Here is a 25,257-nt window from a genome sequence, read left to right on the forward strand (position 1 = left end):
TCTCGCTATTCTTTCTTAACTCACTAACCTTGTGCTTGAATCGGCAACGGACAAGCTGCTTCAGCTTCGTAAGAAGCATTTGCCTCTGTACGACTTGAAGGTTTCCAGCGCTTTAAAAGAAGCGCATTCGAAACAACGCTCACGCTACTTAAAGCCATTGCCGCGCCTGCGATCACGGGACTTAGAAGTCCCAATGCTGCAAGCGGGATTCCTATTACGTTGTAGATAAAGGCCCAGAATAAATTCTGCTTGATCTTACGATACGTTTTTCTGGAAATATCGATCGCATCGGGAATCAGAAGAGGATTTCCGCGCATCAACGTAATTCCGGCAGTATGCATCGCCACATCTGTTCCTGTCGACATCGCAATTCCTACGTGAGCCGCGGCAAGTGCTGGAGCATCGTTGATGCCGTCTCCGACCATCGCAACAATTTCGCCTTTGGCTTTCAATTCTTCAATGATACGCGACTTGTCTTGTGGCAAAACTTCGGCTCTGACTTCGTCGATCCCAAGCTCACGCGCTGCTTTTTCTGCCGCTCCGCGGTTGTCGCCAGTGATCATGACGGTTTTCACGCCTAAACGTTTTAGCTCTTCGATCGTCGCTTTGGATGTGGCCTTTACTTTGTCTCTAAATGCGATAAGACCCAGAGCTTCCGTTTCGCCTTCCTGCGCGATGAAAGAGACTGTGTTTCCCTCAGCAGCAAGGCGTGCGGACTCAGCTTCTAGCTTGTGGGTGCTAACACGACGCTCATCCATCAGCCTTTTGGTGCCGATGAAAACAAGCTTGTCGGCAACCCGGGCTTCAAGACCTCTTCCGGGGATCGCTTGAAATTCGCGAGCGTCATCAAACTCAAGACCACGTTTTCTAGCCTCTTCCATGACCGCCTTTGCAAGCGGATGTTCAGATCCAGCTTGAACGCTGGCAGCAAGAGTGATGATCTCGTTTTGCGGTTTTTGACTAAGAACGCTTGATACTTGAGGGCGGCCTTCCGTCAATGTGCCCGTTTTATCAAATGCAACTGTCGTAACGGAGTGAGCGACTTCCAGAGCCTCCGCATCTTTAATAAGAATGCCCGCTTTCGCGCCCTGACCTGTTCCAACCATGATGGACGTCGGTGTTGCAAGACCTAAAGCGCACGGACAAGCGATAACAAGGACCGCGACACCGGCGATAATTGCCGATTCCCAGTCACCTGTGATGAATCCCCATGCAAGAATTGTGATAGCTGCGATGACAAGAACGACAGGAACAAAGATGCTGCTGACTTTATCTACCAGACGTTGAATTGGAGCTTTCCCCGCTTGTGCGGACTCAACCAGGCGAATGATGCGCGCCAAAGTTGTTTCACTGCCAAGAGCGGCCGTTTGCACAATTAGCAAACCATCCGCATTGACGGATCCTCCAGTCACCTTGTCGCCATTGGATTTTGCGACTGGCAAACTTTCACCCGTGATTAAAGACTCATCGATTTGACTTGAACCTTCAATGACGATGCCGTCGACGGGAACTCTTTCGCCGGGGCGGACAACAACAAGGTCCCCCAAGCGGACTTCTTCAATAGAAATTTCCAATTCTTTACGGTCTCGTTTAACACGAGCTGTTTCGGGACGCAGAGCTTGAAGCGCTTTGATAGCGGCTGATGTCTGCTGCTTTGCTTTCGATTCGAGATATTTGCCAAGAAGAATCAATGTAATGACGACTGCAGCACTTTCAAAATAAAGATGTCCCGTTCCTTCGTGACCGACATGCTCGCCAAAGCGGGCAACGTAGTAAACGCTTAGAAAATAAGCCGCTGATGTGCCCAGCGACACAAGAAGATCCATATTGCCGGATTTTGCTTTCACAGCTTTCCATGCCGCTTTATAGAAGCGCGCGCCTAACCAAAACTGCACCGGGGTTGCAAGCAGAAGCTGCACCCAGCCTGGCGGCATCCAATGAATTCCAAATGGCATTAGCAACATCGGAAGAACCAATGGACTTGAGAGAATTGCCGCAATAATAAGATGATTGCGCTCTTTCTTTAAAAGTTTTTCTTTTTCCTTATCTAAATTATCCGCAGAGCCTTTTTCTGAACCGACTGGCTTCGCTTCATAGCCGGCACGGGAGACCGCACCGATCAAATCATTCATTGAGACCAGACCCGGAACGTAGGTGACTTTTGCTTTCTCGGTAGCGAGATTCACAGACGCTGTCTTTAGGCCGGGCACAGCTTTGAGTGACTTCTCAATTCGGCCCACGCAAGAAGCACAGGTCATACCCTCAATACTAAGTTCAGCTTCTTGAGTTGGCACTTCGTACCCGGAATTTTCAATCGCAGCCACGACAAGAGGAAGCTTTGCGGGATTATCCAATTTCACTTTGGCAGATTCCGTAGCGAGACTCACAGAGACATCAATAAGGCCTTCAACCTTACGAACTGATTTTTCGATTCGAGCGACGCAAGACGCACATGTCATTCCAGTCACGGGAATGGTGGTCTCAAAATCAGATACTTTCGAATCGGTGGTATTTATTAGGTTTTGCATTTTCAGTTCCTCCAACACAATCCACTCTAGGGCTTCCAATTGTTGGAAGGTCAAGGGTCCAAAGTCATTTTTTGGGGGTTGTGTCGTAAAAAACCGTTATAATTCCTCATTTTAGGACATTCGCTACAAGGCGTCTTAACCTTCCAGTCGTTGGAATCTCGACCAGAGTGGAGGCTTAGACCTCGAATTTTTTACTCCTTAATCGCAGGGAATTCCCAATAACAGACACCGAACTTAAGCTCATAGCCGCGGCGGCAATCATGGGGCTTAGCAGAAGCCCCGTAAACGGGTAAAGAACTCCCGCAGCGACAGGCACTCCCAGAGTGTTATAGATAAATGCAAAGAAGAGGTTTTGCTTAATATTTTTCAGAGTTGCCTCACTTAAAGCCCTTGCTCTTACAATCCCTGTCAGATCACCTTTAATTAAGGTGACGCCAGCGCTATTCATAGCCACATCCGTTCCCGTCCCCATGGCAATACCCACCTGAGCTTGCGCCAGTGCGGGAGCATCGTTGATACCATCGCCTGCCATTGCGACGAACTTTCCTTCCGATTGCAGTTTTTTGATAACGTCGGCTTTTCCTTGCGGAAGAACATCAGCGAAATAATCATCTAAGCCCACTTTTTTCGCCACGGCCTGTGCTGTTTTCTCATTGTCTCCGGTCATCATGATTACTTTGATGCCGGATTCCCTTAAAGCTTGAATCGCAGGAATGGTTGTTTCCTTGATCGGGTCCGTAACGCCTAAAAGACCTGCGATATTGCCGTCAATTCCTACATACATCACGGTCTGTCCGTCTTCGCGCAGTTTGTTCGCTTCGGCCTCTGCATTTTCTAAAGGAATCGACAGCTCTTCAAAGAGGGCTTTGTTTCCGATCGCCACGCGATGATTTTTGATTCGAGCTTGTGCTCCTTTGCCAGTGATGGATTTAAAATCCTGGGTTTCACTGAATGTTATACGTCGTTCCTCAGCTCCCACGACAATTGCGTGAGCCAGCGGATGTTCACTGGCTTTTTCCAGACTCGCGGAAAGAGATAAAAACTCCTCTTCGGAAAACTTCCCGAATGGTTTTACAGTGACGAGTTTGGGTTTTCCATGCGTGAGCGTTCCTGTTTTATCTACCACGATCGTATCCACTTTTCGCATCATCTCGATCGCTTCGGCATTTCTAAATAAAACACCCATCGAGGCGCCACGTCCTGAAGCCACCATGATTGACATCGGTGTCGCAAGACCCAAGGCACAAGGGCACGCAATAATAAGAACGGCGACGGCATTAATAATTCCGTGAGCGAGTTTTGGATCTGGTCCCCACAAGGACCACACCGCAAATGCAATAAGCGCAATGACGATCACCGATGGCACGAAGATCGCTGAAACCTGATCGACCAATTTTTGAATCGGCGCGCGAGAGCGCTGAGCTTCGGCCACCATCTGCACGATTTGGGACAACAATGTGTCTTTTCCGACTTTCTCCGCTTCAATGACTAAGGAGCCCGTGCCGTTGATGGTTGCGCCAACAACTTTTGCTCCCGGGAGTTTTTCAACGGGGATCGGCTCCCCTGAAACCATCGACTCATCGACGGAGGACTGACCGGAAAGAACTTTGCCGTCGACTGGGATTTTTTCTCCGGGCCGTACTCGAAATTGATCTCCCACGTGGATATGTTCAACGGGAATGTCGACTTCGCTGCCATCGGGATTCACTTTTCTTGCAGTCTTCGGTGCTAATCCTAAGAGCGACTTAATAGCAGAGCTTGTTTGTCCTCGCGCGCGAAGTTCTAAGACTTGTCCTAACAATACCAAGGTGACAATGACTGCGGCGGCCTCGAAATAAAGTCCCACCTCCCCTGTCATCGGATCTTTAAACGAAGCGGGAAAGACATTCGGAAAAACAATTGCCACTACGCTGTAGACGTATGCAACAGCGACTCCGAGTCCAATTAAGGTGAACATGTTCATGCTTTTGTTTTTAAGTGACTGCCAAAATCTTTCAAAGAAAGGCCAACCTCCCCACAGAACGACTGGAGTTGCGAGTGCGAGTTCGACCCATTTGAAAACCGAATAAAGGGTTTCAGAGGCAAAAAGACGGCGGCCTCCCATTGTCAGCATTAAGAGCGGGATACTTAGAATCGCGCTGACCCAAAAACGTTTTTTCATATCCAGGTATTCGCGGTTGTCTTCTTCTTGCTCCAAGGAAACCGTCACGGGCTCGAGGGCCATACCACAGATGGGACAATTTCCTGGGCCCTTTTGGCGGATCTGGGGATGCATGGGGCAAGTGTACTCGGTGTCGGCCGTTTGATTTTTCGGCTCTGGTTTTGGAGGTGGTGCTGGATGATGGTGGCTGTGGTGATGATGAGTATGAGTATGCGTTTGCGGCGACTGCTGATTATGATTGTGTGATTTCATGACAACTCCGTATGCCCCTTGATTGTCGATAGTTGAGCAGCCTAGGGTCAATACTGAAGGACGGAATTGTGGGAAGGCAAAGTTAATTCTTCGCTAACGCCTTTTTCAAAAGATCTCTATGCTTTTGATCGGAGTGCATCACTGAAAGAGTGTTGTCTGTACTGAAAAAGCAATTTTGCAAACACTCTAAGATCTCAGAGAAGCATCTAGTAATCGCGACGCCTCGCCTGCTAACCGAGTGATCTCTCCCCAACGCGGATCCACCAAAATTTCTTCCTCTTTAAGTCCAAGCTTAATTGCATCTTCCGCAAATGCGTTAAAGGCATTATAAAATGGACTGAGAGTATTAGCTTCTGACTCACTCAGTAAGCCTGTGGCCACCGAATAAGCAAGGTCTTGGCTTGAAAGACAATCACCCAAAAACATCTCTACATCTTCAGCAAAAGATCGAATAACGCTTGGATTATTTCCAGCCCACTCAAGCTTGGTTCTCTCAAGATCAGCCGTATCAATAAGAAAATCGGCGATAAAATTCCGCCAATTCTTTCGAGCTTCGGGAGTCATCTTAACCATTATCCACATCCTTAAGAAACGCTTGAATCCTTATTCTTTGAATCGTCACAAATAAAAAAATTGATATAAGATCATCAACCTATTTATTGCTCTGTAATGAGATTAAGGCACTCAGTGTTTCTCTGATAACTCCCGATAGTCTCACGATTTCCCTTAGATAAAAACTCAGCCATAGAAAAATCCCTTATATGGGCCGAGTCAGCGTTTAGGGACGATTCAACAAAGTTAGGCTCAAAGTTGTACTTTAGTTGCACCAAGCACTGTGTTTCATTGTGGTGTTTTGTGTTGCACGAATTTTTAAACGAAATTAAACGCGCAACGAGACTCGTTAACGATTTCGGATACTTAGATTATTCAGGGATAAAAAGAGAAGAAAAATGGGGTGACTGACGGGGCTTGAACCCGCGACACTCGGAATCACAATCCGATGCTCTACCAACTGAGCTACAGCCACCACAAAGGAAGGTCTTTTATAGGACTTTGTTGTCCAAAGTGCAAGAGGGAATTTAACCGACTTGCGGGTTTTTTGGAAAAATCTTAATAATCACAAGGGGCTACGCGGGGCTGCGGGCGGCAGGAGGTGCTGGATTTTTCAGCACTCAGGACAGTTTCTTCGGCCCATTCCCCGTTTGCGTTGCAGCGTCGACGCACACAAGAAGCCCCGGCATCGACCGCGCAGGCCTTCTTTTCTGATTTAGGATTGTTCAAACAAACCCACGCGCATTCGTTAAATTTCGCCGGAGGAGCCGAGCAAATCACGCCTTCACGTTTGGCTTTGGCGATAGCTTCCCGCGCACGAGCCTGTTTTTTAGCGATATCCTGACGACGTTTTTTCTCTTCGTCAGCCGCTCGGCTGAGCTCTTTCGCATCAAGCGAAGTCACCGACGTCAACTGACCCTTGGGAATCTTCTTTCCTTTTAAAAGAACATCGTAAGAAATTTCCCCGCCCTCAAGGACCCCTTGAAACCCGGCTTGCTGCCCGGTCTTCACAGTGACGGATTCCTCCCCGTTCAGAGCGGAAAATTCAATTGTGCCTTCAAGAACCTTAACTCCGGCAAAAGCTTTCGTTGGATAAATCGAAAAAATAAAATCACCCGGCGGAGCAATGAACTCGAACAGATCCGAGCGCAGAGCGATGTTGTACCGAGGCTTTTCTTTACCTCGTTGAGTCCACTGCATCTCTCCGGATTTTAAAATCAAAACCGGCGCATCGCCTTCTTCCCAACTAATGATCGGAATGGAAAGAACGCTGTCGCCCATCAAAGTGACCATGCGGTTTTCATCAAGTTGAACTTTGACTTGTCCTGATAAAGACGTTTCAAGAAGAGCCTTCTCGCGCAGAATCTGCTTATTGCGAACTTGCAGGCGCTTGCCATCTTTGCCCGTCACCCAAACTTGTCCGTACCATTCTTTAACGAGAGGATACTTCACGACCGCGTGAGCATTGAAAGCGACCATCATCACCAAAAGTGAAAGTAATCCTTTAACCTTGAGACTTTTTGCGAACACGTTCCATCTCCCACACTTTGGCGAATTTTAAAAACAAAGAGTAAGCGGCTCCGACAGAAATGATAAACCCGGGTAAACCATCGCGGAAACCGCCTTTAAAAAAGTACGTCTCTACAAACTTACCCCAGGGCTTAAAGATCAACTTGAAGTAGGAAAAGCGCTTCCCCTTAGCAACCATCTGCTGAGCACCCAAAGTGGAGTAACGATCGTTCGTGCGCACCTGATCGCTTAAGTCGTCGAACACCCAGTGAAGCAGATCTTTCTTCATCTTGAGGGTTCTTTTTACTTCCACTTTTTCATGTAAGGCTGCGGAATTCCACTGCGATTTATCTTTATTAAACAGGCGAAGCTGATAATCGGGATACCAGCCTCCATGCGAAATCCAGCGCCCCAAATGGAAGGACTTGCGCGGGAACAGATACCCCGCCTCGGAGTCCAAATCCGTAAACTTTTGCATGATCTCGGCCGCCAGGTCAGGACTCAAAGCTTCGTCAGCATCAAGAGAAAGAACCCAAGGGTTTTTCGCCTGAGAGGTGGCGAAGGCCTTCTGAGGACCGAAACCGCGCCAAGCTTCTTTAAAAACACGGGCGCCACATTTTTCAGCAATCTCAACGGTGCGATCCGTCGAAAAGCTATCGACCACGACGACGTCGTCGGCGAAGGGAGCGGAGCGAATACAGCGCTCAATGTGGTTTTCTTCATTCAAAGTGATGATCACGAGAGATATTGGAAGTTTCGTCACCCTTTTAGGGTCTCTTTGGATCAAGGTCTTGTCAAACGATTCGCAACTCGCTACGATTTTTGCGTGCGCGTTTGCTGCGAAAGGTTTTTATACATGAAATTTGCTAAATACTTCGTTTTAGGTCTCTTTTTAAGTTCGACATCGCATGCTTATCTAAGCATCGCGGAATCCGGCGAACTTCTTCCGGTCGGCACTTACCAAGTCGGCGCGGAACCTCAATTGCTTTTGAATAAGGGCGGTGGAGCCAACTTCAACGTTTTCTTCGATGCCGCGATCAATGAGTCTATGAGCGGTCGTATCTCTATGGGCGCAGGGGCTGTTGATTTCAACGCTTTTGCAAGCGCTAAGTGGATGCCATTCCCCGATGTCGACAATCAACCGGCGATGGGACTTCGTGCCGGCGCAGGTATTGCGCGTGACGAAGGCGAAAATCTTCTGCAACTGCAGTTGGCTCCGATGTTGAGCAAAAAGTTTGAAACCGAGTACGGACTTTCCGTTCCTTACTTCGCATTGCCTTTCACATTCCTTAACACAAAAGAAGAAAACACGATCGCGTCCAATTTGACAGTTGGCACTGAATTCCACTATGCCGACTGGAAGGATGTGACATTGGGAGCCGAACTCGGTATCGAACTGAATAAGTCGTATTCATATCTCTCTATTTTTGCGACATTCCCATTTGAGAGCCACAAAGGATTTGGGAAGTAATATGTTGTCATGGTTCTTTAAGGACGAAGCCGGCACTGCTGCAGATCTTTATGTGGATCTCGGCACGGCGAACACATTGATCGCAGCGCGCGGAAAAGGGATTATTCTCAATGAGCCCTCTTTGATCGCTTACCAACAAACAAGCCCCGGTAAAAAACGCGTGATCGCTGTTGGAAACGACGCCAAAGAAAAATTGGCGAACAATCCCGGCAGTATCTTCGCACAAAAACCTATCCGTGACGGAGTGATTGCGGACTTCGAAACAACTGAAGTCATGTTGAAACATTTCTTGAGCGGCCCCGGAGTTAAATCCGTTTTCTCTCGTCCACGAGTGGTGGTTTCTCTTCCCTACGGCGTGACGGAAGTTGAAAAGAAAGCGGTCATTCAATCTTGCAAAACAGCGGGCGCAAAAGACGTATTTCTGATTGACGAGCCTATGGCGGCGGCGATCGGTTCCGGTCTTAATATTAAATCCGCTGAAGGCAATATGATCATCGACATCGGTGGCGGCACCACAGAGGTGGCCGTGATTGCTTTGGCGGATATCGTGTATTGCGAAGCTGCGCGCGTAGGCGGTCACAAGATTGACGATGCGATCATGGACTATTTCCGTCGCTACAAAAAACTGATCATCTCTGAAACGACGGCGGAGTACCTGAAAGTTTCTATCGGCACCGCAGTTCCTAAAAAAGACATTCGCACGGCGACTATTTCAGGCCGTGACGCTGAAACAGGGATGACAAAGACGATGGAAGTCAGCTCTGAAGACGTAGGACTTGCGATGAATAACTGCATTCAAGAAGTTATCAACGCCATTCACCGCGCCTTGGAACATACTCCGCCAGAGCTTGTTTCTGACATTATCGAAAGAGGTGTCGTGCTTGCCGGTGGTGGCGCTTTGATTCGCGACTTTGATTTGCGTATTCAGAATGAAGTTCGTTTGCCAGTGAGAATTGCGGAAAGCCCGCTCACGGCGATCGCGAAAGGCGGCGAGGCCGTTTTGAGCGACCCCGAGCTTCTTGATAAGATTCAATTGGAAGTTTAAGCCAAAACTTTTTCTGTTCGATACACAGGGGTCACTTTCGGCCCCTGTTTCATATCTTCACGCAAAAGCTGCAAAAGACGTTGCGCCACAGGCCCTTGCTTGCCCGTCCCGATTTTTGCACCTTCGTATTCCGTAACCGGAAGCACATCTAATGTTGTTCCGATCATCATCACTTCTTGCGCCTCGAAAATATCTTTCTCGGTCAGATCTTTTTCCTGAACAGAGTCAAGAATCCCCTCGGCAACAAGCGCTTGCGCAAGTTCAAAACTGCGCATCATCGTCGTGCCCTTTAAAATCTGGCGCAGCTTCGGACGAAGCAGGTTTTTGTTCTTATCGACAAGAACAATGTTCTCGGTGCTTCCTTCCGTCATGAAACCTTGCGGATCAACGCCGATTGTAAAATCGATTTTGCGGTCGACACTTTCTTTCTTCATCAAAACGTTTGGCAAGTAGTTGCAGGTTTTAATTTTTGCGAGCCATGGTTCTTTCGGAGGAATCTGACTGCGCCCGACTTTCACGCCGTTTAAATATTTCTCTTCAGAAAGCGGCGTATAAGAAGTCACAACCAGATACATTTGCGAGGCAATAGAGTCGTAAGGGTTCGTTGTAAAGCCGCCCGGTCCGCGCGAAATGTACAATCTTAAAACGGCATTTTGGACACCAGACACTTCGGTGGTTTTCAGAATGATATTGCGCATTTCTTCGATGGACATTGGTAATTGCAAATGAATTTGCGCGGCCGAGGAAGCCAGTCTTTCCAAGTGCTCCTGCATCAAGAAAACCTGGCCATTGACGACCTTCAAGGCTTCAAACACTCCGTCCCCGCGATGCACAAGATGATCGTCAACGGGCACCATCATCAAGCTCGGGTCTTTCACGATGCCGCCAAGCCAGGTGCTGTACATCGCTAAATAGGTTTTCTGAGCGGCGTAGGATTTTTCGAGTAGTTTTGCTTGAATCTCAGAGGGGGAAAGAATTGAAACAGACATGATTTACTCTCCTCAATGCAGGTATTCTAATGGCACCTTGGTAGAGGTAAAAGTTTTTTTGTTTTTAATTTGACGTCCCTCGCTAGAGGTCCTGAGAATAGAATTCATCTTGAGGAGGATTGTTAAATGTTAAGACTATTCACGTTGAGCTTGCTAGTTATCAGTGTATCCGGGTGCTCTTCTATTCAGACGAAGCGTACACCCACACAAGACACAAAAGTTTTGTTGAAAGACTCGCAAGGCACAAAGACGGAAGCCCCTGCTCAAGCACAAAGTAACGGCATTAAAGAGATCACGCCGGTCCAAGTCGATGAGGCCGAAGCGGACGCTCATCATGAAGCTGCGGAAATGAAGCAAGCGGTCGCAGCTGCGGCTCAACATATTGAAGCCACTCACGGCAAACAACACTCTGCCCGACAGCCCGGCTCCGTGCCTGCTGATAAATCCTTGGGCTGGTTGAAGAATGGAAACACCCGCTTTGTAAAAGGCACTTTCCGTAATGACGGCGCTAGCGCGAAAGATCGCTCACGCCTGATCGCAACTCAAAAACCGCATGCTGTGATTCTTTCCTGCAGTGATTCACGCGTTCCTCCCGAAGTCGTTTTCGATCAAAAGCTAGGTGAAGTTTTCGTTGTGAGAACAGCCGGCGAGTCTTTGGATAACAACGTGATCGGCAGTATTGAGTACGCCGTTCAACATTTGGGCGCAAATCTGATCGTGATTATGGGCCATGAATCCTGTGGCGCCGTTCGCGCAAGCCTTGCGTCGCTTCAGGGATCTGACCTTGGAAGCCCTGCTATTAACGCTTTGGCAGAGGATATTAAACCTCGCATCCAAAAATACGCCACTTCCCAACCTTCCCAAGGACTTTTGGACGAGTCTTGGGCGAACGTGGATGGTGTCGCTCGCGATCTTGCTGAACGCTCCGCAATCCTGCGTGACGTTTTGGCCTCAGGTGAGGTAAAAATAATGAAGGCTATGTACCACCTCGATTCCGGCAAGGTCGAGTGGCGTTAATCTGTTCGTGAATTTGAAAGGCGCTCCATGAATCAAAATCGTAAAATTCTCATCACCTGTGCTCTTCCCTACGCCAATGGATACATCCATTTGGGTCACTTGGTGGAATACCTTCAAGCAGATTTCTGGGCACGCTTTCAGACGATGAGAGGCAACGAATGCGTTTACATTTGCGCCGATGATACACATGGCACGCCGATTATGGTGAAAGCTCGCGAAATGGGCATCACTCCGGAAGCTTTGATTGCCAAAAGTTATGAAGAACACACCAAAGACTTCGCAGATTTCCAAGTGGAGTTTTCACTATACGGATCAACGAACTCTGCGGAAAACAAAGCTTTGTGCGAACACTTCTACAAAAAAATGGTGGAAGGAAATCACACGCGCAGCCAAGCGATTCAACAACTTTATTGTAACCATGACAAAATGTTCTTGCCGGACCGTTTTGTTAAAGGCACGTGCCCTAAGTGTGGCGCGAAAGAACAATATGGCGATTCATGCGACGTCTGCGGATCGACTTATTCGCCAAGCGATATGAAAGACGTGCACTGCTCTCTTTGTGGTAATGCGCCTGTCTTGAAAGACAGTGAGAGTATTTTCTTTAAACTTAATGATTTCAAAAAGTATCTTGAAGAGTGGATTCCACAGCACTGCTCGCCTGAAATTTCCAAAAAAATGCTCGAGTGGTTTAACGAAGATCTTCACGATCTGGATATTTCTCGTGATGAGCCTTATTTCGGTTTCCCGATTCCGGGGACGAACAATAAAAAGTTCTTCTATGTGTGGGTCGATGCCCCAATGGGCTACATGTCCACGACAGAGCAATGGGCGAAATCCAAGGGCATGACGTTGAAAGATGTTTGGCAAGATCCCAACCGCGAAGTGTATCACTTCATCGGGAAAGACATTGCCCGCTTCCATACAATTTTCTGGCCAGCGTTTTTGAAAGCGGCCGAGTTCAGATCTCCGAATCAAGTTTTCGTCCATGGTCACTTGATGGTGAATGGCGAGAAAATGTCGAAGTCCAAAGGGACCTTCATCGCGGCTCGCACTTACTTGAATCATTTGAATCCGGAATATCTTCGTTACTATTACTCAACAAAGTTGAATAGCTCTGTTGACGATATCGATTTGAATCTTGAAGACTTCGTAAATCGTGTGAATTCCGAGCTTGTGGGTAAAATCACCAACCTAGGTTCCCGTGGCGGCCAAATGCTTAAAAAGAAAATGGACGGCATGATGAGTGAACCTGATGCGGAAGGCTTGAAACTGATCGAGCATGCTCAGAAAAAAGGCGAAGTGATCGCTGGTCACTATGAGGCGCGTGATTTTGCAAAAGCTGTGAATGAAATCCGCTCTTTGGCGGATGATGCGAATAAGTACTTCGACGAAAAAGCTCCTTGGAAAACGTTGGAGGCTGATGCAAGCGGCACGAAGCAAGTTATTACCACAACGCTCAATATGTTCCGTTTGCTTGCGATTTACTTAAAACCCGTTCTCCCGCATTACACAGCCAAAGTGGCGAAACTTTTGGGTGAACAAGACTACAAGTGGTCTGATATCAATACGGTTCTCAAACATCGTCCCATCAATGACTATGAACATCTTGCGACTCGTGTTGAGGCCGATAAAGTAAAAGCGATGGTTGAAGAAAGCCGCAAGATCAACGAAGAAATTCAAGCGGCTAAAGCAAAAAGCTCGACAGCGCCTGCGAAAACAACGGCCGTTGCGGCAGCCGCTAAGAACGACGATCGCAACGCCGAACGTCCTGCGGAAATTGAATTTGCGGATTTTGAAAAAGTGGATCTGCGCATTGGTCAGGTGATTGAAGCAGAAGAAATCAAAGAAGCCGACAAGCTTTTGCGCTTGAAGGTGGACATTGGCGACGGTCAAGTTCGTCAGATCATTGCGGGTATTAAAACAGCTTACAAACCAGAGCAGCTTTTGGGTCGTAAGATTCTTGTGTGCGTAAATTTAAAACCGCGCAAGATGAAATTCGGCATGTCCGAAGGCATGGTGCTCGCAGCCGGCAGTGGCGGCAGCGATTTATTTGTATTAGCGGCCGATGACGGAGCTCAAGTCGGTCAGCGTGTGAAATAATGTCTCTTTCGAACTCAGATAAAAAATCCCTCGAAGAAATTCATCAGCTTTTTCTAAAGCTTGAAAAGTCCTCGGGGGATTTTTCTTTTTCGGACAGTGATCTTAAAAATCTGAAAGAGAAAATCAGAAATTTAAAATCGTCCGACAACACTGACGTCTCCCGCCTAGCGGAGACCGAAAAACATCTTGTTGCTGCTATGACGTTAAAGCACTTTGTGAGCTTTGCCGTTCCGTTTGAACGCCTTTTGCACAGAAATTTACAAGATGATGACTTCCTGATCGTGGAAAACGACAAAGAGTCAGCTCCTGCAGAAAAGCTTCCTCTTGTTTTTGTTCTCGATAATATTCGTTCGGCCTTCAATGTCGGCTCTATCTTTAGAACGGCCGAATGCTTGGGTGCGGAAAAGATCTACCTTTGCGGCTACACACCCCTTCCTACACAATGGAAAGTGGAAAAGACCGCAATGGGCACGCAAGAATATTTAGAATGGCAAGAGTCCGCAAAACTTTTGGAATGCCTCGAAGAACTCAAAGACGAAGGCTATCGCATAGTCGCTCTTGAAACAGCGGCAAGTGCCACGGATCTCTATGAACCTTTTGAAAGCGAACCCACCGCCTTTGTTTTAGGAAACGAACGCTTTGGCTTAGATCCTGAAGTTTTAAAGGTCATTGATGAAGTTCGCATCGTTCCCCTGCGCGGGCGCAAGAACTCTTTAAACGTCGGTGTGACAGCTGCTATTGCAGGCTTTGAATGGATGAGACAGTGGCGCAACAAGAAATAAAACTCAACGCCATTGGCGTTTTTCGCAGCAACCAAGTGCATCCTTACGAAGCCGGTCGACAACCCGATGAGTTTCACTCTGAAGGTTACATTGAATTGGAACCAGGTCACAACTTTGAACAAGCGCTTATTGGCCTTGAAGGCTGCGAGCGCATTTGGGTTCTCTTCACCTTTCATCATAATCCGCATTGGAATCCGATGGTGCTTCCGCCACGAGGGCGCACAACAAAACTTGGCGTCTTTGCAACCCGCTCCCCTTATCGTCCAAACCCTGTGGGCATGAGCTGTGTGAAGGTGCTCTCCATTGATAAACTTAAAATTCGCGTTGCCGGAGCGGATTTACTTGATGGCAGTCCGATATTAGACATCAAACCTTATATCGCTTACGCTGACTCGTTTCCGGGCGTGGAGCCGGCATGGCTGCACGATGCCGACAAGCACACCATTCATTTATCTGATAAAGCGCTTCAGCAAATCGCGTGGCTGAACAGCCAAGGGGTGACTCAGCTTCAAGGATTTTTACAGCATCAGTTAGAGTACGAACCGACAAACGCAAAGAAAAAACGCGTGAAACCCACAAACGAAAATTTTGTTATCGCCTATAGAACATGGCGAGCTGAGTTTTCTGTCCATGCTGACAAGGTGGATGTGCTGCACGTATTTTCGGGATATAGCGACGAGGATCTGCAAAACACCGAAGATCCTTACGAAGATAAAGAAATTCACAGAAAATTTAAGACGCTTTTTCCGTTGAAGTAGAAGTCTTTGCCGTCACAAGGTCCAGAGACTGATTCTTAATGTATCGGTAAAGAGGAACAAACCCGGCTGCGCGAGCGACCGTGCCAAGAATAAAGACCGCATAATAGCTCACAACGTTTTCCCCGAAGTACCACAGAAATTTTCCGCCCACGTAAGTTCCAAAAATAATCGCGAGCGAATTGAGAAGATTGTAGACCGTAAGCACAGGAACTTTTTCTTCTTGTTTAATGTCTTTGAAGAAAATTAAAGACAGACCCACTTCCACGAAGGCCCAGGAAAGACCGCTGAGAAGCTGCAACGCAAAAATATAATACGAGTGCGAGCTGATCGCCCACATCGCTGGCAGCGGCACGATTGCCCCCGCCCCGAACACCAAAAGATTAAATCCTGAAATATTACCGCGATAACGATCGATCAAAGATAACGCTAATATCTTACCGACAAAAAGAACTCCAATGGCCGTCATATAAGTGCCGTAGTCCATCTTCACTTGAGCGAGCATGTAGGGTGTCACAAACGGAGAAGAAACAAAAACCGCCGCTTGAAAAGGCGCGAGATAAAAGAAGAACTGTCTTTTGGAAGTATTCGCCCAAAAGACTTTCCACGAAGCGCGGAAACCCAGCTTCGGCTCCTTCTTCCAAGTCGGATCAAAAAACTGACTGGAAAGAACAAAAGACGAAACCAGACGACAGCCGAAAGCGAAAACAAACAACAGAGTAAAGACTGAAGAAAACGGTCCGATCTCGACGTTATTATGAAGTGCGACTCCCCCGCCGATCAATCCCAAGAGAATACCTATTTGCGACACGCGAGCTCGTTTGGCGAAGTAGCGGTTGCCCTCTTCGACTTGCACCAGACGCCCCATCCAATAGTTCCACGCGGGTCCCGCAGAGAAACCCGAACCCCAGTACAGAGTTAAAATAAAAAACAATGTCCAAAAATTCGGTGCGCGCGTGGCAGAGAAATATATCAAAGGGACAAACGTCAACGCCTGAAGAATCGCGGAAGCAACGACCCAGTTTTTATGCGATTGAACTCTTTGTAAACCACGCGGAGTAATGAGCTGCAAGAACGCCCCGCTCACGATAGGCAAAGTCGAAAGAACACCGGCGAAAATTTCACCCATGCCGATCGATAAAGAATATGCCGGCAAGTACGTCTCGCCGGCACCAATCATTAACGAATATAGAAAAGCGTCTATCAAACTCAGACGAAGACTTTTCTCTCTCATCTAAATACTACGATCCTTTTTTCATTTTTTTGCGCATTTCTTTCATTGCGCCCATCTCGTCTTTGCAAGCTTGAGACAATTCGTCTTTGTGCTTTTTCAAACACTTCATGATCCGACCATGTCCCGGCTTTTCATTGCCACAGAATTTTTCATAGTCATCATGACATGCTTCTTTAACTTCTTTCATCGCGCCTTTCATCGTCTCGATGTGCGCTTTGCACTCCGCTGAAAGTTGCGCTTCATTGTCTTTCATACACTTCATCATCGCGCCTTTGCCATGCTCTACGCCCGCACAAAGTTTTTCGCGATCGGCTTTACAAGGACCATTTCCGTGCATCTCATTTGCTTGCGCAAACGAAGACACACCCAACATAAATGCACACACGGTAACGAACTTAAACACAATGCACCTCCTATGCAGCTCATTCTAGAAGAGCTTCCGAAGTCCGACAAAGACCTTGAGGTCTTAAGGACCTTAGATTGCCACCTCGACTTTGAGAGGGTTAGGAGAAGTGAATCGCCCCCAGCGCCAAAGTTGCGAAGAAGGATGCAACTATAAGACACCAGAAGTAGCTAAAAAGGATAAAAATGCCGTCTCTTTCCATGTGGCCGATAGCACACAGAATGATGGCGACGACAGGAACGGTATTAGAAAAAGGTATGGGAAGCGGCAAAGCCAACAGCATCGAGTTCACAACAAACACGATCAAATTGATGATGCGGAAAAACCAATGGTCATGAAAAAAGACCCAACGGCTTTTAACAATGCGTGAAGCATAACCCCAAATTTTTTCTGCGACCTCGGATACTTTCGTTACGACTTCCGCAGAAATTTTTAAGTTCTCAAATCTCTTTGGCAACCAGGGTGGACGACGGCGAAATAAGAAAAACGCAACGAGTGCTATAAGGATTCCTAGAGGAGTCGAAAGGCCCGGAATAGGGATCGGTTGCAGGAACGGCAGACATAAAAAGAGCATCAAAATAGCGTGCCCCTCTTCTCCCATTAGAAAGAAGATGCGATGGAGGGTGAGATCTTCTTGCGCAGCTTCCGCCTGCAAAAGATCCATGGCTGCAATAAAACGGCTTTTCAAACTTGCCTTCCTTAACCTCAGCCTTTATCAATATTCTTGCAATTGGGAAAGGCGCATCCCCTATTCTAAAGGACCTGACATGGATTGGAAGATTTTTGCGAGTACTTTTATCACAATTTTTTTGGCTGAAATGGGTGACAAAACTCAATTTGCTGCGTTAGCTGCGTCCTCACAAACAAAGTCGACGGTCACTGTGATGATTGCGGTCGTCTTGGCCTTGGGCCTAGCTGGAGCTTTAGGCGTTGTTTTCGGCCGCTTCCTTGGCAGCGTCCTCAATCCAGCCGTGATGAAGTACGTTTCCGGAACTCTTTTTATTCTAGTTGGTATTTGGGTTTTAACAGCGAAGGCTTAGGACTTCGCTTCTAGTAGCCACAATACTGGGCGCGATCGCTGTCCAGCCCCGTAAGTGAGCTCCACAAATGAAATCGGGCTTTCTTGCCGTTCAACTGTGAAGAATGAATATCGACGTTGTATTGAAAATCCAAAGCATATCGCCCGTTTCTTTGGATGACTCTCCCCTGACCTAAATTAGCAAAAGATATCTCACCGTTTTCTGGATTGACGACGTAAGAGCCACTCAGCCGAGTTTCATAAGAAGCCGCGCCCGAAGTTCCGGGAAATTCGCGGTAACGAACTGTGAACGTTCCGTCTTTTTGCAAATACATATCTGATTGAGCTGTAAGGACTTGCGCAGGGTCTGTCCAGAGCGGAGTTCCGCCTGCTGCTAAAATTTTGAAAACGAGATCGCCATTTTCGCAGTGGCCATCCGTTTGATAGTACATTTCATCGGGGATCCACTTCGGAGCCGAGGAAATACTCCCCTCGATTCCTCCGCAAGATGTGATGGTCAGAGACAGAAGCGTGCCGATAGTTCCAAGTTGAATTCTTCTCATGATCTTATTTATAAAATTCAGAGGAATACTTGTCATAGAGATTACGATGATTCGGTCTCTTGTCTAGATAGAATGAGCTCGCGGAAAGAGCGAGTTCCTAAAAAAACAAACCCATAGTCGGGAGACTATGGGTTTTAGTTTTTGATGCTGCTTCAGCCTTAGCGTCTGGCGACGCTTCGGCACTGCCCGCGTCCGCGGACTAACCGCCGATAGTAGCGATCAATTGTGCGATCAACAAAGATACGACAGACATAACTTTGATCAAGATCGCGATACCAGGACCAGAAGTATCTTTGAACGGGTCACCAACAGTGTCACCAACGACCGCTGCTTTGTGAGCGTCAGATCCTTTTGGATGACCAGGCAATCCACCTTTTTCGATGAATTTCTTAGCGTTGTCCCATGCTCCACCGGCATTCGCCATGTAAAGAGACATCGTTGCACCCACAGCCAAACCACCAGCAAGAAGACCTGCAAGAGCTTGAGGTCCCAAGATGAAGCCCACTGCTACCGGAGCAAGGATCGCAATCATACCTGGAAGAATCATTTCCCAAAGAGCCGCTTGAGTTGCGATGTCTACGATCGCAGCTGGTTGTGGCTCTGCTTTACCTTCACGAAGGCCTGGGATTTCTTTAAATTGACGAGCAATTTCTTTTACGATTTTTTGCGCAGCCTTACCTACCGCCGTCATTGTTGTAGAACCAACAAGGAATGGAAGGATAGAACCGATCAAGATACCGATCAAAACTCCAGAAGAAGTCAGATCCAAAGACATTTTTGCAAGACCTGCTTTTTCACGCACATGGTTTACTTCCATGTTGAATGCAGAGAAAAGAGCAAGAACAGTCAAGATCGCAGAACCGATCGCGAAACCCTTACCGATAGCTGCTGTTGTGTTACCAACTGCATCCAACTCATCAGTGATGTCACGAACGTTTTTACCAAGACCTGACATTTCAGAGATACCACCTGCGTTGTCAGCGATAGGACCGTAAGCATCCACAGTCATTACAACTGCTGTACCAGCCAACATACCTACTGCCGCCATAGCGATACCGTAAAGACCCAAAGCTTGGTCAGCCACGTAAGCTGCGATAACAACGATCAACATTGGGATCGCTGTTGATTCCATACCTACTGCCAAACCACGGATCACACCAGTACCCGCACCCGTCAACGCTGCTTCAGCAACAAGACGGATTGGACGAGCCGCTGTGTAGTACTCAGTGATAAGACCGATCAAAGCTCCACCGAAAGCACCCGCAGCCAAAGCCACAGTGACTGATTGGCTGATACCAAACATTGGCATCAACACCGCAGAAGCGATTGTCAAAATAATTGGTGGAACGATCAAAGCATTGCGAAGAACTGTCGCTGGCTTGCCGTTTTTAAACATGCGAGCTGCGAAGATCACAAGAATAGAGATCACCAAACCAAGCGTAGAAAGAAGCAATGGCAAAGCCACGCCAGTCATACGAGTTGTTTCAGCATCTGCACCGTTCATCAAAGAAGACAAAGCGTCAACCGGGATTGTCAAAGCAATCGCCATAGCAGAAACGATCGCAGCAACCATTGACTCATAGATGTCTGCGCCCATACCTGCAACGTCACCGACGTTGTCACCCACGTTATCTGCGATAACGCCTGGATTACGAGGATCGTCTTCAGGAATGTTTTCGATCACTTTACCAGCGATATCAGCACCAACGTCCGCTGCTTTTGTATAGATACCACCGCCGATACGCGCGAAAAGAGCGATCGAAGAAGCACCTACTGCGAAAGAGTGAAGGATAGTTCCAACAACATCTTGGCCTTTGAAGATAAGATAAAGAGCGCCAAGACCGATCAAACCAAGACCTGCAACAGAAAGACCCATTACAGCGCCACCATCAAGAGCGACAAGCAAAGCGGCTGCTTTAGAACCACCAGCGGCTGCTTGAGAAGTACGAACGTTGGCATAAGTCGCAGCCTTCATACCGAAGAAGCCCGCAAGCAAAGACAAGAATGCGCCCAGGATGAAAGATCCTGCTGCGATTCCGCCCAAGGCGAACCAAAGAGCTGCGCCTACGACGATTGCGTAGACAAAAAGAACCTTGTACTCGCGCACAAGGAAAGCCATCGAACCTTCACGAACATAAGTCGCGATGCGGTTCATTGTCTCGTTGCCTGTTGGTTGTGCCTTCACGCGAAGGTACAAAGCCAAGGCCACGATCAAACCAACTACTCCGGCAATAGCAGGAGAAATTAGCAAAGATTCACTGAACATTGTTGCACTCCATGTTTGATTTCTCGTTTAAATTACGAAGACTTAGGGGTACCTGATTTCATTGCAATTAGTCAATCTACAGGTACACCGGTTTTTAACTGAAGTGCGGCGCATTAAAGAAGTGTCGGAGCTAGGAAGGCGAAGAAAAATCCGACTAAGAAAATGAATACAGAGAGAAAATAAACTCGGCGCGAGAACTTTCTGCCTGTTAAACAGGCATCTCTCTGTTTGGGATCGATGGGACACGGAGCGTTGCGCATCTTCCACATCCAGAATCCATTCATTGCGAGCATTGCTCCCGCAAATATAAAGACGGCGAGTTTGTTTTCAGAAACCCAGATAAGACCAGGAACATTCCCCGCCAGTCCGGCAAGCACGGCTCCCGCGCCGATGCTCACCAAGAGTGCAGGAAGAGCACAGCAAACGAGTGTGCCTGCGGAACTAAAAAGAGTTAGAAACGTGAAAAACTTATTTGCCGAAAGAGGCTTCATAACCCGCTTCTTTCAAAAGAGTCGCGATCTTGTCGTGAGAAAGCTTCTGACCGTCTTTGTAAGTCAGCTTTACGAATTTTTGCTCAAGACTGACTTGCACTTCCGCGACTTCCGGTTGCTCTTTAAATTTTTTTGTAATTCCTTGAGCACAGAACGAACACACCATGCCCTTAACACCCACTGTTTCCACTTCACCTGCAAAAGCGGCAGAGGCCAAAAATGTAATAGCAAGAATAATCTTTTTCATAAAATCTCCCTTAGAAATGCACCATGTAGTTGAATGCCCAGCCGCCGCCGATAGTGGCGCCGAATTCAACAAGAACGTTTTTGTAAAACAAACGAATGAATTGCGTTGTCTCAATGGCTTTATCATTGGATTTTTCAAACTGCACAATGAACCAGGCATTGAGTTCGTTGTATTCGGCAAGATACGGAGCCACCCCGACACGCGCTTTCATCATCTCAAAATCCGTGCGGTTTGCGGCTTCCGTGTCTTGACGGAAATATTTGTTGTACTGAAATGACGTGTAGTACTTGCGCGACTCCCAATCTACATCCGCTGAAACTAGGGTCACACCGTTTCTTTCCTCGAAAGATCTTTCAGAACCATATCCGGCACTAAGATAAATATTTCCCTGAGAATCTTCATTATTCCAGCGCTTCGCCAGAAAATTCAAACGCGGAACCGTGTATTCGACATCTTCGACTTTATAATAAGTCAAACCCGCCGCGAGATAGTTTTTTACTGAATACGTCAGCATAAGTTCGTTTTCATTTTCTTTATTATAAGACATCAAAGAGGTCGCGCCTTGAAAAGACACAGGATGCGCGAAAGAAAACTCGGCACTTAAAAAAATCAAGGCAAGAATCGCTAAATACATTTTTCTCATGATTTATTTTCCACTTTTCATTTTTCTATTTTCTATTAGGATGTGAAGGACGGAATTGTGACAAAGTAGTGAAAATAAATTTTCAAACTCTTAGTGATGAAGAACTTCTTTTGAAGTTGGCCGGGGGTGATTTTAAAGCTCTCGATGATCTCTATTTAAGACATTCCGCCAGAATCCTAAGTTATTCTCTTAAAAGAGGTCTTTCGCGTGAAAGAGCCGAGGACCTTTTGCAGATTGTATTCTTACAGCTCCATCGCAAAAAACACCTCTACGATCCTCGCCATTCGGCCTTAGCCTGGATTTACGTCATTACCCGGAGCGAACTTAAAGATTATAAAAACCGCGAAATAAAAGATTTCTCGGAATGGGATGACTCTTTGTCACAAACGGAGCCGTCGCATCCTATTAATGAAGCGAAAGAGGAAGCTTCAGCCTTGTTGAAGGAACTGAAACCTCGCGAGCAAGAAGTTATGAAACTGCGCTATCTCGATGAACTTGAATACAACGAGATCGCGGAAATTTTGAAAGAATCAGAAAGCAATATTCGACAGATCGTCAGCCGCAGCCTTCGTTTACTGCGGGGACTTGGAAAAAAGAGCTAGGAGGAGTTCATGAAAGACATAAAAAAAGATTTTGAGTCTTTTGCTAATGACACTGCTACAGAAAGCGGCTCTTCTTTTGTGCTGTCGAAGATTCATTCGCAACTCAAAAAGGAACTCCCTTCACCCTGGAGAGTTGCTAGTAAGTTAGGCCTTGCACATCTTGCGGGCTCTTTTGTGACTCTGATGAGCTGTTCGCAATTTGGCGTGCAGTTGTTTTTTGACGGCGGCGGATTGATGCATCTCTTCATGAAGATCAGTCCTTCTTTTTGTTATGCTTTCTGCGGTGCCCTTTATTTCTCTATTTCTTTCCTTATCGCTCGTATGACTTTGCGTCCTGACGAATGGTTGATGATTGCGCGCTCTAAAGTATTGAGCATTTCAAGTTTAGCTTTGGTGTCTTTGGGCGGTCTTTCTTTAGTGAGTCATGAGGTCAATTTTGAAACCGGGCTTTTATGGCTCTTTGGTGCGGCCGTCGGCGGAGAGCTTGTAACCTTGATTAAATCGCCCTCGTTGTGGCGGGCTCGCATCCGCTCTAAATAAATTATAAGAGCCGCTGCGGTATCGGCGGTGTTTCTTGCCATCATCTTAAAATAAACGTACTTAAAGCCCATGAAATTCGTGGGCTTTTTTCTTTCTTCTCTTCTGCTTTTTTCAGCTTCGCTTGCCAGTGCAACAACTCGCATCGCTTTTCTTGAACTTTACGATCGTCATGGTCGTCTTGTTCAGTATGAACCCGGTGGACGTTTTGCTCACACGGCCATTCAATTCGATGATATCGGCGACAAGTGGCTCAACGCTTACCCCGGCGAAGGTGTTGCCATTGTCACATGGGAAGATCTGCAAGATCGCGGCGTGATCGCGGAGGTTATTGAAATCCCGCAAACCGTGCGCCTTTCGCAAGTAAAGCCTTACATGGGCCTGCCTTTTGATTTTTGGTATTCATGGACTGACGACGCTCTTTACTGCACGGAGCTCATCGCCAAGTTATTAAATATCCCAACTCATCCCATGCGCTTCAACAAGCAAGTATGGCCCAAGAACTACTGGCCGCTCGAGGGCACTCCGGGGCTGTCGCCGGATGGATTGTATAAGTGGGCGCAGCAACAAATTCAATAACAAGGTAGAGCGTTAACAAGCCCTTGATCTTCAATTGTCACGGACTGGCCGTATTTCTATGTAAGATCCATAAGCATAAGACAATGAGCTTTTAACCTCTCCCGAAGGGCATTTTTTTGCCCCTCTGTCCTAGTCCGTAACAGTCCTGCAAATACTTCCTGTCTAAAATCCTGACAGTGGAACTACCCACGGCATTTGCGGTATAAACCTCTAATCTTTACGAGGTTTATCATGCGTCTTCTTACCATTGCTGTTCTTTCGATTTCAGTGGTTCTGAATGCTTGTTCTTTTAAAAAGGACGATGAAGCTCCTGCGCCGGAAGTAAAACCCAATTTGATCGAGACTATTGAGCAAGAGCAGACGAAGCAGGCTGTTGAGGGCTTACTTACGAAGGAGAACGTGAAAGTTTCCTACGAAGAAATGCCGAATCCTGGCTCGTATAAAATGATTGTTCAATGGCCGGAGAATATTCGCAAGGTGAGCATTCAAGTTAACAGCCGCCTTGAAGTCATCGTGAATCAAACGTCTCGATATGAAGAAGTGGTAAACGACGATTCCGTGTCCAATCTAAAGCTTCGCTCCTTTGATCAATTTGGATCTCCAATTTCAACGTTAGAAATAGAAACAAAAAGCCCGGATGATTTAGTATTAAATGATTTAATCGTAATGACTGAATCAAAAGCAATTAATGTAAACCGTGCCTATTTTCAAACCAATGGGCAAATCCGAACTGAAGGCCATCTCTTAAGCTTCAAAGCTAATAAAATCTTTATTTCTGAGATTCCAAAGGCCGGGGAAGCTTTCACAAAAACAGCACAAATCGTGACATTTATTCCGGGGCGAATAGCAAAGGCTAACGAAGAGCTTTCGGGTTCTTCCATCGCTATTCAAGCTGAAGAAGCTTACGGAACTCTCCGAGTCGCTCTCGTAGGAGTTAACGGCATTAACGGAAGAGACGGCACCGAGCTTGCGAAAGAAAAAATCTTCGATCTCAGCAAACTCAACGGAGCCAACGGACAGGCCGGCGAAACTCGTGAGATGACAAGACCATGCACGGCTTCACGCATGGACCGCCCTTGCAACGATATCACTTACATTTGCAGCAAAGCTCCCACGAATGGAGAAGATGGCAAACCTGGTTATGATGGTATTGATGGTGAAGCCGGTTCTAACGGTGGCAATACGGGCAATCTCGCTGTCTTCGTCAATAAATCAGATAACTTTACTCTCGAGATTGGGAAATATCGTGGCTTACCCGGTAAAGGCGGAAAAGGCAGCCCCGGCACCCTGGGCGGACGCGGCGGTAAAGCTGGAGCTCATCCTGGCAGCGGTTGTCCCATCGCGAAAGATGGAGCTAATGGCCGTGCTGGAAATCCTGGCGTCGATGGCGCCGATGGAAAACCCGGCAACGACGGCACTATCACGACGGGGCCATTCAAAGTAGAAACGCGCGACATATAATCAGTCGCTCAACAATTGGCATGTTGTAACAGAGACAGGGCCTAGTACCTAC

General features: G+C 47.2%; 25 protein-coding genes and 1 tRNA gene. 11 read left to right on the top strand and 15 right to left on the bottom strand.

Annotated features, from left to right (window positions below; all coding sequences use genetic code 11):
• Positions 1-23: 23 nt before the first annotated feature.
• The 6 genes from QJS83_RS15045 to QJS83_RS15070 all read right to left on the bottom strand — a co-directional run bounded on the left by QJS83_RS15045 (position 24) and on the right by QJS83_RS15070 (position 7,765).
• Complete coding sequence (locus tag QJS83_RS15045) at positions 24-2,528, bottom strand: heavy metal translocating P-type ATPase (protein ID WP_284606034.1); 2,505 nt, start codon at positions 2,526-2,528, stop codon at positions 24-26.
• A gap of 175 nt (positions 2,529-2,703) precedes the next feature.
• Complete coding sequence (locus QJS83_RS15050) at positions 2,704-4,941, bottom strand: copper-transporting P-type ATPase (protein ID WP_284606035.1); 2,238 nt, start codon at positions 4,939-4,941, stop codon at positions 2,704-2,706.
• Between the two features lie 186 nt (positions 4,942-5,127).
• Positions 5,128-5,514: a hypothetical protein gene (locus QJS83_RS15055; protein ID WP_284606036.1), complete on the bottom strand. Its 387-nt coding sequence runs from the start codon at positions 5,512-5,514 to the stop codon at positions 5,128-5,130.
• Between the two features lie 378 nt (positions 5,515-5,892).
• Positions 5,893-5,968: transfer RNA gene (locus tag QJS83_RS15060), tRNA-His, on the bottom strand.
• A gap of 83 nt (positions 5,969-6,051) precedes the next feature.
• The gene (locus QJS83_RS15065; RefSeq protein WP_284606038.1) at positions 6,052-7,023 is read right to left on the bottom strand and encodes a hypothetical protein; all 972 of its coding nucleotides are present in this window, start codon (positions 7,021-7,023) and stop codon (positions 6,052-6,054) included.
• Complete coding sequence (locus QJS83_RS15070) at positions 6,998-7,765, bottom strand: glycosyltransferase family 2 protein (RefSeq protein ID WP_284606040.1); 768 nt, start codon at positions 7,763-7,765, stop codon at positions 6,998-7,000. The genes QJS83_RS15065 and QJS83_RS15070 overlap by 26 nt, the downstream gene beginning before the upstream one ends.
• A 93-nt stretch (positions 7,766-7,858) precedes the next feature.
• Here QJS83_RS15070 and QJS83_RS15075 point away from each other — a divergent pair, with 93 nt between their 5' ends.
• Positions 7,859-8,473: a hypothetical protein gene (locus tag QJS83_RS15075; protein ID WP_284606042.1), complete on the top strand. Its 615-nt coding sequence runs from the start codon at positions 7,859-7,861 to the stop codon at positions 8,471-8,473.
• A gap of 1 nt (position 8,474) precedes the next feature.
• Entirely contained in the window at positions 8,475-9,518 is a 1,044-nt protein-coding gene (mreB, locus tag QJS83_RS15080) for a rod shape-determining protein (RefSeq protein ID WP_284606043.1), read from the top strand.
• On the opposite strand, the gene QJS83_RS15085 is transcribed toward mreB, so the two are convergent.
• Positions 9,515-10,507 (bottom strand): aminotransferase class IV, encoded by a 993-nt coding sequence (locus tag QJS83_RS15085; RefSeq protein ID WP_284606044.1) that lies wholly within the window; start codon positions 10,505-10,507, stop codon positions 9,515-9,517. The genes mreB and QJS83_RS15085 overlap by 4 nt on opposite strands.
• 126 nt (positions 10,508-10,633) lie before the next feature.
• Here QJS83_RS15085 and QJS83_RS15090 point away from each other — a divergent pair, with 126 nt between their 5' ends.
• Genes QJS83_RS15090 through tsaA form a run of 4 tightly spaced genes read left to right on the top strand, consistent with a single transcriptional unit; the run spans position 10,634 to position 15,164 of the window.
• A complete protein-coding gene (locus QJS83_RS15090) occupies positions 10,634-11,524 on the top strand; it encodes a carbonic anhydrase (RefSeq protein WP_284606045.1) in 891 nt (296 codons plus the stop codon).
• Positions 11,525-11,551: 27 nt separating this feature from the next.
• Complete coding sequence (gene metG, locus QJS83_RS15095; protein ID WP_284606046.1) at positions 11,552-13,624, top strand: methionine--tRNA ligase; 2,073 nt, start codon at positions 11,552-11,554, stop codon at positions 13,622-13,624.
• Positions 13,624-14,406 (top strand): RNA methyltransferase, encoded by a 783-nt coding sequence (locus QJS83_RS15100; protein WP_284606048.1) that lies wholly within the window; start codon positions 13,624-13,626, stop codon positions 14,404-14,406. The genes metG and QJS83_RS15100 overlap by 1 nt, the downstream gene beginning before the upstream one ends.
• Complete coding sequence (tsaA, locus tag QJS83_RS15105; protein WP_284606050.1) at positions 14,376-15,164, top strand: tRNA (N6-threonylcarbamoyladenosine(37)-N6)-methyltransferase TrmO; 789 nt, start codon at positions 14,376-14,378, stop codon at positions 15,162-15,164. Before QJS83_RS15100 ends, tsaA begins: the two co-directional genes overlap by 31 nt.
• Here tsaA and QJS83_RS15110 read toward each other — a convergent pair.
• The 3 genes from QJS83_RS15110 to QJS83_RS15120 form a co-directional block, all read right to left on the bottom strand.
• Entirely contained in the window at positions 15,139-16,395 is a 1,257-nt protein-coding gene (locus QJS83_RS15110; RefSeq protein ID WP_284606052.1) for an MFS transporter, read from the bottom strand. The genes tsaA and QJS83_RS15110 overlap by 26 nt on opposite strands.
• A gap of 7 nt (positions 16,396-16,402) precedes the next feature.
• A complete protein-coding gene (locus QJS83_RS15115; protein WP_284606054.1) occupies positions 16,403-16,798 on the bottom strand; it encodes a cysteine rich repeat-containing protein in 396 nt (131 codons plus the stop codon).
• Positions 16,799-16,898: 100 nt separating this feature from the next.
• Positions 16,899-17,486 carry an exopolysaccharide biosynthesis protein gene (locus QJS83_RS15120; protein ID WP_284606056.1) on the bottom strand — a complete coding sequence of 196 codons (588 nt, stop codon included), beginning with the start codon at positions 17,484-17,486 and terminating at the stop codon, positions 16,899-16,901.
• Positions 17,487-17,565: 79 nt separating this feature from the next.
• Between QJS83_RS15120 and QJS83_RS15125 the strand changes: the two genes are divergently transcribed.
• Positions 17,566-17,838 (top strand): TMEM165/GDT1 family protein, encoded by a 273-nt coding sequence (locus QJS83_RS15125; protein WP_284606058.1) that lies wholly within the window; start codon positions 17,566-17,568, stop codon positions 17,836-17,838.
• A 10-nt stretch (positions 17,839-17,848) separates the two neighbouring features.
• On the opposite strand, the gene QJS83_RS15130 is transcribed toward QJS83_RS15125, so the two are convergent.
• From QJS83_RS15130 to QJS83_RS15150, 5 genes are all read right to left on the bottom strand, one after another.
• The gene (locus QJS83_RS15130) at positions 17,849-18,379 is read right to left on the bottom strand and encodes a hypothetical protein (protein ID WP_284606059.1); all 531 of its coding nucleotides are present in this window, start codon (positions 18,377-18,379) and stop codon (positions 17,849-17,851) included.
• 199 nt (positions 18,380-18,578) lie between these two features.
• A complete protein-coding gene (locus QJS83_RS15135) occupies positions 18,579-20,645 on the bottom strand; it encodes a sodium-translocating pyrophosphatase (RefSeq protein ID WP_284606061.1) in 2,067 nt (688 codons plus the stop codon).
• A 113-nt stretch (positions 20,646-20,758) separates the two neighbouring features.
• Complete coding sequence (locus tag QJS83_RS15140; protein ID WP_284606063.1) at positions 20,759-21,136, bottom strand: hypothetical protein; 378 nt, start codon at positions 21,134-21,136, stop codon at positions 20,759-20,761.
• Positions 21,114-21,383, bottom strand: coding sequence for a heavy-metal-associated domain-containing protein (locus tag QJS83_RS15145; RefSeq protein WP_284606065.1), 270 nt, complete (start codon positions 21,381-21,383; stop codon positions 21,114-21,116). The genes QJS83_RS15140 and QJS83_RS15145 overlap by 23 nt, the downstream gene beginning before the upstream one ends.
• Positions 21,384-21,393: 10 nt before the next feature.
• A complete protein-coding gene (locus QJS83_RS15150) occupies positions 21,394-22,026 on the bottom strand; it encodes a hypothetical protein (protein ID WP_284606066.1) in 633 nt (210 codons plus the stop codon).
• 68 nt (positions 22,027-22,094) lie between these two features.
• Between QJS83_RS15150 and QJS83_RS15155 the strand changes: the two genes are divergently transcribed.
• The 4 genes from QJS83_RS15155 to QJS83_RS15170 all read left to right on the top strand — a co-directional run bounded on the left by QJS83_RS15155 (position 22,095) and on the right by QJS83_RS15170 (position 25,205).
• Positions 22,095-22,628 (top strand): RNA polymerase sigma factor, encoded by a 534-nt coding sequence (locus QJS83_RS15155; RefSeq protein WP_284606067.1) that lies wholly within the window; start codon positions 22,095-22,097, stop codon positions 22,626-22,628.
• 9 nt (positions 22,629-22,637) lie between these two features.
• The gene (locus QJS83_RS15160) at positions 22,638-23,168 is read left to right on the top strand and encodes a hypothetical protein (RefSeq protein ID WP_284606069.1); all 531 of its coding nucleotides are present in this window, start codon (positions 22,638-22,640) and stop codon (positions 23,166-23,168) included.
• 69 nt (positions 23,169-23,237) lie between these two features.
• Entirely contained in the window at positions 23,238-23,744 is a 507-nt protein-coding gene (locus QJS83_RS15165; protein ID WP_284606072.1) for a C40 family peptidase, read from the top strand.
• 231 nt (positions 23,745-23,975) lie between these two features.
• Entirely contained in the window at positions 23,976-25,205 is a 1,230-nt protein-coding gene (locus tag QJS83_RS15170; RefSeq protein WP_284606073.1) for a collagen-like domain-containing protein, read from the top strand.
• Positions 25,206-25,257 lie beyond the last annotated feature (52 nt).

It is taken from the genome of Bdellovibrio sp. 22V, assembly GCF_030169785.1.
In the GTDB taxonomy this organism is placed as follows: domain Bacteria; phylum Bdellovibrionota; class Bdellovibrionia; order Bdellovibrionales; family Bdellovibrionaceae; genus Bdellovibrio.